Origin of the sequence: Halorubellus sp. JP-L1, assembly GCF_011440375.1 — an archaeon.
Taxonomy (GTDB): Archaea; Halobacteriota; Halobacteria; order Halobacteriales; family Natrialbaceae; genus Halorubellus.
The window spans coordinates 261309-274682 of sequence record NZ_JAAOIR010000003.1; the positions used below are offsets into that span (position 1 = coordinate 261309).

The following is a 13374-nucleotide window of genomic DNA, read 5'->3' on the forward strand; positions in this document are numbered from 1 at the left end:
AGAAACGGGCGGAGCCAGCTGACGATCCACGAGTCGCCCGGAGAACGTCATCGAGTCGGCGATGGTATCCGCCGACCCCGCTATGGGTACTCGACCGTGAAACTCGTGAGTGCAGGGACTCGGCAATCAAGTTCGTACGGGGCCCACATTCATCGGTTTTCTAAAGCCACCAGTCCAAGCGCTATATGACAGATCCTAATATATGATAGAGCCATACTATATCATTAATATATTGAAGACATATATATCCCAGCTTACACTCGGGGAGGACCCTGTGTCCTTCTATGATGCATCCTCCACACACGATAGATCGGGTCCACAGGAAAAATGCTAACTCCGAATCCAATGGAGAGACGCAGATTGAAGACGACGGATAACGCCACCAGACGCCCTCTATCGCTAGTACCACAGAACCGTTTGATAGTGCGCTCAGAAGCGGACGAGAACTATGCGCAACGGGATGCCTGTTACCGTGTAATCCACAGACGAGGTGCTTAGATTAGAATTGACACTTCCCAAGACCAATAACTAAACACACAATTCTTTCGGTGGTCGTGGCATGTCGATGTCGAAGGGGGTGTGTGCGTGTACCACACAGGGCGTCGTCCTCACAGACCACGTCCAACTGCGTCCTGTACTCGACGGACCGGCATTGCGAAGCGTCACGTGGAAAGCAAGATACGCGAACCGACGAGGCCTCCCCATCGAAGCGATCCGTGTGACATCGAGAATTTGCGATACGCCAGTCGATTCAATTCACCACCGGATCTTGGTGGCTCGATGACGGCTATCGAACGCCCCGATCTCGTCCGAGAACGGGAGTGAGAGCACCCCTTCGTCGAAGAGGACTGCGTTTCGATAATCAAGGAAGGTCATTGGGACGTGCAGTCCGTCCTCGTCTCGAACGACGCTCGCGATTGCGGTATAGACGTGGCCGTGGCGGGTATCGTCGACTCGCGCTGCGACGATCGGTATCGTCTGCTGGAAGGGGGAAACGGCGTGGAGGGCTTCGATCGAACGTTCTGTGAAGTCCCAGCACAGCAGCGGTGACGTCCCGTCTTCTAACATGGCTTCGAACGTCGTCGGCTGGCGGAACGGTTCGTCCAACGAAACCGTATCGAGAAGCAGATTGAACTGGATCGTTCGCGCAAGATACCGTTCGGTGTTGTATCGCGCGTGCTGCTGGAATCCAGCAGCTAATCCCGATATCAGTTCGGGAGTTCGAGACGGTTCGGAGCCGGTGAATTCGCGAATCGTCTCGACGGCGGGTTCGTCCTCGGTTCGTCCCCGAACGGCGAGTGTGGAGTATGGACGCGGTGTCGCATTCGATGTTGCCGAAAGGAACTCCGGGAGGGAGTGAAACGAGAACGAGACGTCGCCAGTTTTCAGGAGGGGCACGTCTGCGTGAAGTTCCGTGACTGGTCGCCCCGGCAACTGGTGGGCAGCGTCGATCCGGCTCGCCGGCGGTGCATCTGCCGTCAGGCGAAAACGCTGTGATTGCTCGGGCCCCGTCACCGTGATCGCCTCGTCCTCGTAGCGGAGCGTCGTTTCGCGATGGGTGAGTCGGAAGGGCGACGGTCCGAACTCGTCCGACGCCAGCGGTTCGAGGTCCTGAGCCAGCAGGTTCGTGCCACTGAGCCGTCCGTATCCGACGAGAATATTGTCTACCGCCTTCGCCCCGCCGACTGCAGCGGCACCGCCGGCCACCCGTCCAAGCAACCCCCGGCGACTGTACTCGGGCAAACTGGCTCCCCCGTCGTCATCAGATACCCGGTCCGCTGGTTTCATGTCCTCTCACCTTCGCGCGCATTCTCGGTTCACTCCCCTCTCGGATATCCACATTACTCATTGGGACAGAGACTCGGTTCCGGTAAACGCTTTCTGTCGACTGCTTCGAGCAGTGTCCCGCTCACCGGAAGATCTCGCTATTGAGGCCAGGGTCGTCGATCCAGTACGAGCGGAGGTAGAGGTACCCGAGTCCGATCAGGACGCCGAGCGTCACGGAGAGTACGATCCAGTCCATGGTGTGTCGTCCAGCCCAGCTTACAAGTCGTTTCTGGTCAGTTCCCACGATATCGTCGCCCGACACCGGAGTCGTCCACCAGTTCGGGAAGGTGGTGCGTCCCGGTCAGTCCAGCCAGTCCACACTCCAGTCGTCCAGCGCGTTGAAGGCGGGACAGCGGTCGGCTCCCGTCTCGGTCAACGCGTCTTAGCTGGCGACTGGCGACGCGAGCTCCCTGCGGTTGTCGACGATCCCGTCGTCCTCCAGGGAGTCGAGGACGACGAGACTCCACTTCGTCCCCACCACTTCGACCCCACCACTTCGACCGCGCAAACGACGGTGCAGACGTCGGCGTTGCACCGCTGGACGTCGGACTCGTCCGCCGCATCTCCCGCCGGAGGTTGGGCCGACATAACCTGGTTACGCCCGTGTTGCCGGAGCTATAAGTGGGTTTGGCGCCAAACGAGGTACTGTAATGGAACGACAGAACGCAGCGACGGGCGCGACCGGTGGCCCGCCGGAGTCGAGAGCCTGATGGAGGAGACCGACTCCGGGTCGAACGCGGACACTCGATCGACCGTGCACGAAGACCGGGAGACGTTGCCGTCGGAGGTTCGCATCGGACGGACGGCACTCGTGGTGTCCGAGCTCGCGGAGATGACCGACTTCTATCGAGACGTTGTTGGACTCACCGTCCTCGAACGCTCCGATGCGACCGCCGTCCTCGGCGTCGACGAGACGCCGCTCCTCGTGCTGGAGCACGACCCGGACGCACTCGCTCGGCACCAGTCGGGAGCGGGCCTCTTCCACAACGCGTTCAGAGTCCCTTCGCGTGCGGCGCTGGGGGACGCACTGGCTCGCATTCGGTCGGACTGGCACCTCGGTGGCGCGTCCGACCACGGCGTGAGCGAGGCGCTGTACTGTACCGACCCGGAAGGGAACGGCATCGAGATCTATCGCGACTACCCGCGCGAGGAGTGGCCGCGCAGCGACGACGGGACCGTCCGCATGGGCACGTATCCGCTCGATCTCGAACCGCTGAAGGCTGCTGCCGCAGGCGAAGCGGGCCTGCCCGCCGGTACGGACGTCGGGCACGTCCACCTCGAGGTATCATCGCTCGAAGCGTTCGGCGACTTCTACGTAGACGTCATCGGGTTCGACGTACAGGTATCGATGCCAGCCGCGCGTTTCGTCTCCGCCGGGGGCTACCACCACCATCTCGGGGCGAACACGTGGAATCAGCGGTCCAAGCCGGTCGACGGCAGCGGGCTGTCCTGGTTCGAAGTGGTCCTTCCAGACGAGGCGGCACTCGACGCAGTTCGCGACCGAATCGCGGACAGCCAGTACGCCATCACCGAAGTGGACGACGGCATCGCCGTCACCGGACCTGACGAGATCGAGGTGCGATTCCGCATTCGCGTCTAACGCGAGTCTCTAGCGCATTCTACTCTCGATTCCGTCATCCAGGATCACCTGCAGAGATTATAGTGCTCGAGCATCGAGGTCCCGTATGCAGTGGTGCGACGACCCACATAGAGCAGTCGGGAGCGATGGAAGGACGAGTCGGAGGCGAAGTTCGGCGCAGAGGCTATCGTGACCGACGAACGCCTGCCGGCCGAACACCTCTCGCCAGTCGCCGCGCTCGTCGACGAGGTCCTCGCGGGCGTCGGCTACGAGGTGCCTGCTGCGATCGACGCCATCGACGACGCCGTCCCCGGTCACGGTGGTCTGTTCGACCCGACGACGACTCCGGCCGAGTTGCGTCGCGCGCTCGAGCGCCTGTTGACCTCCGAACTCGCCGGGCCGCCCGTCCCCGAGGCGACGAGCGACGCGTTCGTCCTCTACGTCGACGGGAGTTCGCGTGGCAACCCCGGGCCCGCAGGAGCGGGCGCCGTCATCGTGGACGCTTCGGAGGAGCAACTCGCCCGCCTGGGTCGCCCCGTCGGCGCTCGAACCGGGAACAACGTCGCCGAGTACGCCGCCCTCCAGCTCGGCCTCTCTGAACTGCTGGCTCGCTACGAGCCGCGCCGGCTGGAGGTCCGCATCGACTCGATGACGGTCATCCGGGACGTCTGGGGCGGCGACGACCCGACGGAACCAGGCGTCGAGACGTACAGCGAGTCGATCACGGCGGCGCTGTCGAGGATACCGGATCACGAGTACACGCATCTCGCCGACAGCGACCCGAATCCCGCCGACGCCCTCGCGACGGTCGGCGCCGACGTCGCGGCCATCGGACCAGGGTAGGGCTCGAAGGGACGTCACGCATCGGTCTCAGTCGTCGCCAGCCGTCGCCTCGACGCTCGGATCGTCGACGTCGACCCTGGATTCGGTCAGGTCACTATCGCGCCACGTGCCGCGACGGTACCACGCGTAGGCGATGATCGCTCCGGCGACGTTCGAGATCGCGAACGAGAGCCAGATGCCCGTCTCGCCGAGCGGGCCCGGAGTGAGCCACGCGATCGGGAAGCGGACGACGCCGAGCGTCACCACGGAGATGGCCGCTGCAGTGAGCGTCTTCCCGGCACCGCGGAAGCTCCCCGTGTACGCCCGCATGATGCCCATGAATCCGAACGTCAACGCGACGTACCGGATGAATTCGCCGCCGACGGCGACGACTTGGGCGCCGTTCGGCTGGTCGGCACCGACGAACACGGACACGATCGGTTCCGGGAACAGGAACGCGACGATTCCGACGACCGTGAGGACGCCGAAGAGGACTTTCGCCGCCAGTCCTGCGGCTCGTGCGGCGCGGTCGGGTTTGTCGGCCCCGACGTTCTGGCCGGTCATCGTCTCGACGCCGCGAGCGACGGCGAGAGCGGGGAGGAACGCGACGGAGAAGACGCGCGTCCCGATGCCGTACGCGGCAACGACCGCGTCCGGGAACATCGCAACGACGACCAGGAGGAGGTTCATCGATAGCGCACGGCCGGTTCCTTCGATGGACGCCGGCAGGCCGATGCGGACGAGTCGGCGGAGATACGAGAGATCGGGAACCATGTCACGGAGGTGGATCTGGACGCCGCGGTTCCCGCGGAACATGATCGCCAGCCCGACGACGAGCGCGAGCGCTCGCGAGAACACGGTGGCGATGGCCGCGCCCCGGATCCCGAGTTCGGGAAACGAGAGCGTGCCGACGAGGGGCGCGTTCTCGACGACCGTCCAGCCGAAGATGAGGAACGGGTCAAGAATGATGTTGAGAACGACCGATCCGAACATGACGAGCATCGGGGTGATGGTGTCGCCGTAGCCGCGCATGAGTGCGACGAAGACCGCGAACCCGAACATGAACAGGAGGCCGAGCGAGATGACCTCCATGTAGCTCGTCGCGAGTGGCAGCACGTCCTGTGACGCACCAAGCAGACCCAGGAACGTGTCGACGCCGACGTACCCGATGGCACCGAGGACGACCGAGGCGATGACGGCAAACGTCACCGTCTGGGAGGCGGCGTACTCGGCTTCGCGTTCCTCGCTCGCGCCGGTGTACTGTGCGACGAGGACGCTCCCCGCGACGGAGATGCCCATGCCGAGGGAGATGAGCAAGAACACCATCGGGAACGCGAAGCTGATCGCGGCGAGCGCGTCGGTGTCGTACTGGCCGAGCCAGAACGTGTCCGCGAGGTTGTACGCGGTCTGGAAGAGGTTCGTGACGACGATCGGCATCGAGAGGAAGAACAGCGGCTTCCCGATGCTGCCAGACGTCAGGTCGAACGCTTCGGGGCCCTTGAAGAGCGAACGGAGACGGCTTGGCAGTTTCATTACGTCGCGGCCTCCGCGTGCTCGTCTCCGACACGCTGCTGCTCGTTGTCTCTGGCCGTGGTGTCGTAGCGTCGGTCAGACGGATGGTTGCTGGTCGCCGGATGTGCTGGATCCGCGTCGCGGTGCACGCTGCAGGCTGGACCCACAGTTCGGTGCACGCTGCAGGGAAGATACGCCGCATTCGGGGCCTGGGTGGATAGATCGTCCGCCATGTGATCGATACGCTACTTACTAACTAGTTAGTCAAAAGGGTTGGGAATTGACGTATATAGATGCCTCCGACGATCCAGCCGTGGGACGACGAAAGGGTGGCGCAGGTATCGCCGGCGCTGATTGGAAGGTCAAAACAATTATCTGACGGGAGACGAATGGGAGACCAATGAGCGACTCCCCGGAAGGGGCCGCTTCCGATCCCGACGCGGAGATCATGCGCGCCACCTACCGCGCACTCCAGGAGCACGGTTACGCCGACCTCACCATCAAGCGGATCGCCGACGAGTACGGAAAGTCGACGGCTGCCATCCATTACCACTACGACACGAAAGACGACCTGCTCGTCGCGTTCCTCGACTACATCCTCGACCGGTTCGTCGAGACGATACACGAGGTCGAGACGACCGATCCCGAACAACGGTTGAACCTACTGCTCGACAAATTACTCGTCGCTCCGGAAGACCACCACGACCTGTTGATCGCCGTCCTCGAGATGCGAAGCCAGGCACCGTACAAGGACGCCTTCGGCGAGCGCTTCCAGCAGAACGACGAGTACGTCCGCTACATGCTCGAGACCGTGATCGATCGCGGCATCCAGGAAGACGTCTTCGTCGACGCCGACACCGAACACGTGGCACGGGCATTGATGACGATCGTCGACGGCGCTCGGGCTCGCGCTGTCGTCCTCGACGAGTCAGATACGCTCGCGACGGCCAGACGAACCGCGGACGAATACGTGAGCGCCGTCCTCAAACACGAGACGAGCGAACGGGAATAGCTGTACGTGGCGATGATCGGGTCGTCGGCGAGCGCGGATTCGTAGGCCCCGAAGTCGTCGCCCGACGCCCAATAGAGGACTCGCCACTGTCCGTCCGGAGCGAACGGAACGTCTCCGCCTGGAGAACCATGTCTGGGACGGTCTGGAACGCGTCTTGGCCTATCGGATGGCCGACGTTTATGCGGCCGATGTATGACATTGAGCACCACACCCCGCGCTACGTAAGTAAGCGGGTTGCTGTGAACCGATCCGCCCACACCACCGGTCCGGAACCGAGGGAGGCACGGAGCCACCACACATTCCCTTTGTGAAGCTTATGAATACGGTGTTAAAACAGATAGTTGATGGTTATCGGTTCACCGAGACCGAACGTCGAAGGAAGACGATCCTGGCAGTTCTCGAAAGTCCACCCCGACCCCATCGCTTCACCAACGAGGCCACACGTTCATCTTTCGACCCCCTCGACTGCTCGAGAACCGTCAACCGAACCGTACCAGCGAAAGCGCACCGATTCTGAAGCAGTACTCGAGCGGGATCTCCAGCGTACAATCGCGTTGCCGCCCAATGAGGGCAATCGACGGGTCATCCACGATTCGACGTTCCACCCCTGCGAGTTGTCACGTGACCGCGTACGCTACTACGGAGAGAACAGTACTATCAGTTCTATAGCTATTCAGTTAGGCTATATGTTTTGTATGTAAGCGCGATGGGGCGGGTATCGAGGGTCCTCTTGGTTGCATCGTTCTCGACACCTCATCCCTTCCTGTAAACTCTCGATAACTCCTAGGCGTGCTCCAGCGCTGCATCGACTTTGTCATTCGAGTGCTCGTTGCTGGCGCAAGGAGGTCGTCGAAGACGTCCGGATCTGTACCTCGGGATGCTGATCAAGCGAGCGTCGTCGCCGCCGTCGGCAGCACATCGAAGACAGAACCTGTTACAATCTTATCGGTGTAACTGGATCGATCCCTCGGATCCGCTCATCTACGTGATGACTGGCCACCGTGTCGCTATCGAGAAGAGCACATCGAAATCGCCTCTCCCTCCAACCGTCGTCGCCGTCCTGGGACCGTCGACGCGGTACCCAGGGACGGCAGAACACTCCACTAGTGATAATTATTGGAAATAGACAAAACGGACCGTCGACCTCACGCACTCCAAGCAGACTACTCGCCTAATACTACGTTCTCGTCCCCGGTATTGACGCAATCTCGTAACATTCTGTCGGCGCTCGCTGGTTGCTCGCATCGCCACCCCGTTCAATGCGTCGACGAACGTCGGTAACGCGTTCGGCCAGAATCTTTCCAGGCTCGGACCACCGGCCAAGACTACCTTTATTACTTGCCAGTGATAATCCATGTGCATGACATCGAACTCCGCCGGTGGGGCACCCAGTACGCCGAAGATCGAGCGTGTCATGGACGAACACGGGCTGGTCGATATGGGCGAGCGATTGGAGGAACGATGGCTGGGAACTGGAGAGACAGACCAGTACAGTACGCGGCAGCTCGCCGATTACGTCAACAAGGAGATCCTTCGATCCGCCATCGATGCGAGTGATACGTTCACCCTGAGTGGGGACGTGGAGGAGGTCTACAGCGCACTCACCGACGACGAGGACACGGGCGCGACGCTCGTGAAGTCCCGGCTCGAACAGAGCGGCATCGACGTCGAGGCAGTCACGGACGACTTCATCTCCCACCAAACGGTGCACCGGTACCTGAAACGGAATCGCGGCGTGGAACGACCCCAGCAGAGTCCGGAAGAGAAACTCGAGAGCGCCGCCGAAACGATCCAGCAGCTTCGAGGCCGAACCACTGCCGTAACCGAACAGAAGATCCGAGACCTCGAGAACTCCGGCGCCATCTCCGTCGGCGATTTCAGTGTCCTCAACGACATCCAGATCATCTGCGAGCGCTGCGGCCGGAGTCACGACGCCCCCTCGTTCTTCGAACAGGGCGGCTGTGACTGCAGTGCCGAATGACGTCCCGTCACCGACTCGCTCGTGCCGCGGCCGTCTCGTCGACGGCCGTCTCTGAAAGGAGAAGGTTTTTCTGAGACAGTTCCGTGATTGATACTATGGCTCAGGCGACTCGAGAACGACAGTCGGTCCAGCTTACCGTCCGAAACATCGGTGGGATCTCGGACACGTCAGTGGAATTCGAACCGGGAGTGAACGTTCTATCCGGACGAAACGCGACGAACCGAACGTCGCTCTTGCGCTCGATCATGACCGTCCTGGGGAGCGACGACGCGTCCCTGAAGAGCGACGCCGAAGAGGGATTCGTCGAGTTGCAGTTCGACGACGAGACGTACACGCGTCGATTCACCCGAGAGAACGGGACGGTCACCAGCGACGGGGAGCCGTACCTCGACGACCCGGAACTGGGAGACCTCTACGCGTTCCTGCTCGCGACGAACGAATCCCGGCAGGCAGTGCTCACGGACCAGAACCTCCGTGACCTCATCATGCGACCGGTCGACACCGCGGCAATCAAATCCGAGATCGATACCCTCGAGCAAGAAAAGTCCCGCATCGACGACGAACTGGACGAACTCTCCCAACTCGAGCAACGGCTCCCCGCTCTCGAAGACGACCGGGCGGATCTCTCGACCAGGATCGAGGAGAAAGAGGCCGCCCTGGAGGCGAAGCGAGAAGAGATCGAGACGGCCGACGCATCGGTCGACGAATCACGAGAGGAGGAACGAGAGCTCGACGAACGGATGTCGGAGCTGGGTGACGTTCGATCCGAGATCGACAGCGTTCGACAGGAGTTACGCGCGCAACGAGAGAGCCTCGAGACGTTGCGGGCCGAACGCGAGGAGTTGGAACGCGACGCCGAAGAGCTCCCGGACGCGCCCGCGGGCGAGATCGAGGAGATCAACCGGAAGATCGACGACCTCCGCGATCGGAAGCAGTCGATCCAGTCGGAGATGAACACCCTCCAGCGAATCATCCAGTTCAACGAGGACAATCTGGAGGGCACCAGCTCGGACATCCTGGACGCACTGACCGAGGACGGCGGCCACGACCACGAACGGGACGTCACGGAACAGCTCGTCGACGACTCGGAGACCGTCGTTTGCTGGACGTGTGGCCACGGCGTCGAACAGGAAGCCATCGAGGAGACGCTCGAGGAACTGCGTGAGCTCCGAACGTCGAAACTGAGCGAGAGCCGCGACCTCGACGAGCAGATCGACGACCTGAAAGAGGAACGGATCACCTACGAGGAGAAGGAACGGCAGCGGAATCAAGTGCAGGACCGACTCGAGCGCACGGCGTCACAGATCGAGGAGCGCGAGGGTCGCATCGACGACCTCGAGGACCGACGTGACTCCCTCGAAGCAGAGATCGACGACATCGAGGCGGAGATCGACGAACTACAGACCCAGCAGGACGAGACGATCCTCTCGCTCCACAAGGAAGCGAACCAGCTGGAGGTCGACCTCAACCGACTGGAGACCGAGAGAGAGGAAGTCAGCCGAGAGATCGAGGACATCGAAACGACGCTCGAAGAGCGTGCGGAACTGGAACAGCGTCGAGAAGAGCTCACCGAAGAACTGGAGGATCTACGGACCCGAATCGACCAGATCGAGGCGGAAGCCGTCGAGTCGTTCAACGACCAGATGGAAGCAGTCCTCGATGCGCTGGCGTACGACAATATCGCCCGCATCTGGATCGAGCGGACGGTCCAGGAGGTCAAGAAGGGTCGAAGGAAGGTCTCGGAGAACCAGTTCACGCTCCACATCGTGCGCGAGTCCGAGAGCGGCGCCGCATACGAGGACGAGCTCCGGCATCTCTCGGAGAGCGAACGCGAGGTGACCGGGCTCGTCTTCGCACTGGCTGGCTACCTCGTCCACGACGTCCACGAGGAGGTCCCGTTCATGCTACTGGACTCCCTCGAGGCGATCGATTCCGACCGGATCGCACGGCTCGTCGAACACTTCGAACCGTATCCGCAGTACCTCGTTGCAGCGTTGCTCCCCGAGGACGCAGCCGCCACGTCCGACTCGTACAACTTGCTCACGGAGATCTGACGGACGAAGCGGCGTGTATCTTTCGCGGTGACGCACGAAGCCACTCGCATCGGCGTTCGTCGCCGAGACTGCGAGTCACGATTTGCTGACGGAGAGTCGGTTACGCTGCACGCGATACGGCTCGGTATCCGTCTCCACTTCCAGAGGACTCATCTGTCCAGAAACTTATAAAGATGAGGCACCGTCTAGTTTAGCACCTCGGCTGGCGTTCGTCCGTCGAGCGCCTGATTCGGCCGATGTTGGTTGTAATAGCGTTTGAACCGCTGGCACCATTCGGCGACGGCCGGCCGACTGCCCACCCAACTCGTGTGGAAGCGGTCAGTTCGCATTTTGAACGTGTGAAACCACTTCTCGACGTGGTTTCGGTCGCTATACTCGACCTGACCGCTCAGCCCTAATCGAGCGAGGACAGTCCGATAGCCGTAGGAGTCGACCAGGAATTCAGCCGCAGAGACGTCGTATTTCTCGGTGGGTTTGTGCAGGAACGTCGCCGCTGAATCGGTGCCATGACGACTGAAGACGCCGATATCCAGCAAATAGAGCGAGTCGAGATCGACCGCCGCATACAGCCAGTACCACTCCGGCCCGATCTGGACAGCGGTCTCGTCGACGGCGACTCGCGACGGCCAGGCCGTCGGCGGGTCAGGCTCGCTGTCGGCCAGCCGATGCTTCCACTGCCAGACCACGTCATGCGAGGGGTGGACTCCCAGCAGTTCTAAGATGGCGACCATCTCCCGGATCGACAGCCCCGCCGTGTGGAGGCGCACCCCGACCCGTCGGACGGGAGTCGGCGTGCGCTCGTTCTCCCAAACGTCATGGTGGCTCTCTTCCAACGTTTTCATGAGGAGGCCTGCGAGTTGCATGCACACTTCTCGCTACGACCTCCTCGCTTCTCAAACTCGCTCAACTAGACAGTGCCTTTACGAGCATCTAACCAATTACCAAATACAATTAGAGTCTGTCAAGAACGTCGAAGTGTCGAACTTAATATGAAATGAAGCGGGAAGGCGGGCTTAATCCTAGTAAACTCGCCTGCTTCGCTAATTCGCCGTGATATGACGAGATGACGATAGTGGTTACTTTGGGTGGGTGACTCCAAGGCGGTCGTGGAACCGGTCACGCATCGATGAGAGACGTGGGTGATACGCCTGATATGGAGGGGTGTGTCAGTAGTCGGTTGGCCGGAACGGCCAGCGCCTCCGGTCGGAACGGTAGAGCTGGGGTGGTTCTCTGCTGGCGACCAACGTTCGCGGAACGGGACCGTGGTCCGAATCGGAACACTCTCGCCCACGATACACCGGCGGCACTCTGTTACAACGTTATGTCTGTGACAATAGCTGCTTACGGGGGCCGGTGAGGACAAAGTGGACGACGCGACAAACGGAACCGAACGCCCTGGCAATCGAATTAGCGGTCGACCGCTGCCGCACCGTTGTACTTGATGCGGATGATGTCGGCCGTCTCCATGACGCGTCGCGGCATCTCCTCGTGGAAATATTCGCTCTTTATACGGCTAGCGGGGCCGGAGAGGGAGACGGTGCCGATAACGCCGTCCAGTCCACGCACTGGAGCGGCGACGCCGCGAATCCCGATCGCTGCCTCTTCTTGGTCGCTGGCATATCCCTGCTCGCGAATCGTTTCCAGCTCCGACGCGAGCTCCTCCCGGTCGGTAATCGTATTCGGCGTCATCGAAGGGAGGCCGTGCGCGTCGATGACCTCGTTCAGCGTTTCGTCGTCCATGTGGGCGAGCACCACCTTCCCGCTGGCGGTCGCGTTAAGATGCCATCGGCTGCCCGTAGTGTAGGCCCCGCTCTCGACGGCGTCGCTGCCGCCAGTCTTGTACAGATAGTATCCCCAGCCGTGTTCGGCGACCATCAGCCAGACGAACTCCCCGGTCTCGGCGGCGAGGTCGTCCGCAGGTTCAGTACCATGCTCGTAGAGTGGGTAGTTCTCCTTGATGCTATTTCCCACTTCGTAGTAACGAAGCCCGGGCCGATAGCGGTTGTCTTCTTTGACAGCGAATCCCCGGCGCTCAAGCGTTCGCAGGTGTGCCAGGACGTTGCTGGGCGACCGGTCCAGCGTCTCTGCCAGCTCCGTAATCGTCATCGGGTCCGCTCCCACGAGCGTCTCGATGATGTCCAGGGATGTGTCGACCGATTTGATCACCGCTTGGTCGTCGTCCATCGGTGGCGTGGTCATGTCCGTACAATATCTGCCCTGCGTCTTTAGCATACCGCCGCACGTGACCGTATCTGGCGACCTCGCGGATGTGCTTGGCGTCGGATGCAGTGGTCGCATAGACGGTTCTCTCATACCGAATCGAGGGGTTTCGGCGAACTCGCTGCAGCGTCGGGAGCCCAGAGAGGGCCGGGACGCCTCGGCAACGGTAATCGCGGAGGAGCGGCTGTCGTTCGGCCGGTTCGAGACGAGGTCGGTCAGCAACTCGAAGCGACCGAGCCAGTGTTTCGAATTCCTGCAAGGGCGGCCAGCTGGGCGTTGCGGATCGTCGGCTGCCCGATTTGTCACTGGTTCGAGCGTGAGCGTGGATGACTCACCATGAGAGAAACCCCTGGTTCACGCAGTCCTT

9 protein-coding genes are annotated in these 13374 nt (G+C 61.5%); 5 read left to right on the plus strand and 4 right to left on the minus strand.

The genetic code is table 11. From position 1 onward, the window contains the following. Positions 1-756 precede the first annotated feature (756 nt). Positions 757-1788, minus strand: a complete 1032-nt coding sequence (locus tag G9C85_RS15005; RefSeq protein ID WP_166041443.1) for a hypothetical protein — start codon at positions 1786-1788, stop codon at positions 757-759. 748 nt (positions 1789-2536) lie between these two features. Between G9C85_RS15005 and G9C85_RS15015 the strand changes: the two genes are divergently transcribed. Together G9C85_RS15015 and G9C85_RS15020 are read left to right on the plus strand one after the other, a co-directional pair. Beyond that, positions 2537-3427 carry a VOC family protein gene (locus G9C85_RS15015; RefSeq protein ID WP_166041447.1) on the plus strand — a complete coding sequence of 297 codons (891 nt, stop codon included), beginning with the start codon at positions 2537-2539 and terminating at the stop codon, positions 3425-3427. Positions 3428-3595: 168 nt separating this feature from the next. Further along, positions 3596-4249 (plus strand): ribonuclease HI family protein, encoded by a 654-nt coding sequence (locus G9C85_RS15020; protein WP_166041449.1) that lies wholly within the window; start codon positions 3596-3598, stop codon positions 4247-4249. 27 nt (positions 4250-4276) lie between these two features. Here G9C85_RS15020 and G9C85_RS15025 read toward each other — a convergent pair whose 3' ends face one another. After that, a complete protein-coding gene (locus G9C85_RS15025) occupies positions 4277-5761 on the minus strand; it encodes an MATE family efflux transporter (protein ID WP_166041450.1) in 1485 nt (494 codons plus the stop codon). Positions 5762-6140: 379 nt separating this feature from the next. On the opposite strand from G9C85_RS15025, the gene G9C85_RS15030 reads away from it, so the two are divergent. From G9C85_RS15030 to G9C85_RS15040, 3 genes are all read left to right on the plus strand, one after another. Continuing rightward, entirely contained in the window at positions 6141-6752 is a 612-nt protein-coding gene (locus G9C85_RS15030; protein WP_166041452.1) for a TetR/AcrR family transcriptional regulator, read from the plus strand. A gap of 1360 nt (positions 6753-8112) precedes the next feature. Beyond that, the gene (gene rdfA, locus G9C85_RS15035; protein ID WP_166041454.1) at positions 8113-8733 is read left to right on the plus strand and encodes a rod-determining factor RdfA; all 621 of its coding nucleotides are present in this window, start codon (positions 8113-8115) and stop codon (positions 8731-8733) included. 95 nt (positions 8734-8828) lie between these two features. After that, entirely contained in the window at positions 8829-10787 is a 1959-nt protein-coding gene (locus tag G9C85_RS15040; protein WP_166041456.1) for an archaea-specific SMC-related protein, read from the plus strand. Positions 10788-10972: 185 nt separating this feature from the next. On the opposite strand, the gene G9C85_RS15045 is transcribed toward G9C85_RS15040, so the two are convergent. Both G9C85_RS15045 and G9C85_RS15050 read right to left on the minus strand, forming a co-directional pair. Beyond that, the gene (locus G9C85_RS15045) at positions 10973-11650 is read right to left on the minus strand and encodes an IS6 family transposase (protein WP_166041458.1); all 678 of its coding nucleotides are present in this window, start codon (positions 11648-11650) and stop codon (positions 10973-10975) included. A 544-nt stretch (positions 11651-12194) separates the two neighbouring features. After that, a complete protein-coding gene (locus tag G9C85_RS15050) occupies positions 12195-12971 on the minus strand; it encodes an IclR family transcriptional regulator (RefSeq protein WP_166041460.1) in 777 nt (258 codons plus the stop codon). Between the last annotated feature and the right edge of the window lie 403 nt (positions 12972-13374).

Coding starts and splice junctions, on each gene's coding strand:
- G9C85_RS15050 (WP_166041460.1), bottom strand. CDS start 12,971: ATGGACGACGACCAAGCGGTGATCAAATCGGTCGACACATCCCTGGAC.
- G9C85_RS15040 (WP_166041456.1), top strand. CDS start 8,829: ATGGCTCAGGCGACTCGAGAACGACAGTCGGTCCAGCTTACCGTCCGA.
- G9C85_RS15030 (WP_166041452.1), top strand. CDS start 6,141: ATGAGCGACTCCCCGGAAGGGGCCGCTTCCGATCCCGACGCGGAGATC.
- G9C85_RS15025 (WP_166041450.1), bottom strand. CDS start 5,761: ATGAAACTGCCAAGCCGTCTCCGTTCGCTCTTCAAGGGCCCCGAAGCG.
- G9C85_RS15005 (WP_166041443.1), bottom strand. CDS start 1,788: ATGAAACCAGCGGACCGGGTATCTGATGACGACGGGGGAGCCAGTTTG.
- rdfA (WP_166041454.1), top strand. CDS start 8,113: ATGACATCGAACTCCGCCGGTGGGGCACCCAGTACGCCGAAGATCGAG.
- G9C85_RS15015 (WP_166041447.1), top strand. CDS start 2,537: ATGGAGGAGACCGACTCCGGGTCGAACGCGGACACTCGATCGACCGTG.
- G9C85_RS15045 (WP_166041458.1), bottom strand. CDS start 11,650: ATGCAACTCGCAGGCCTCCTCATGAAAACGTTGGAAGAGAGCCACCAT.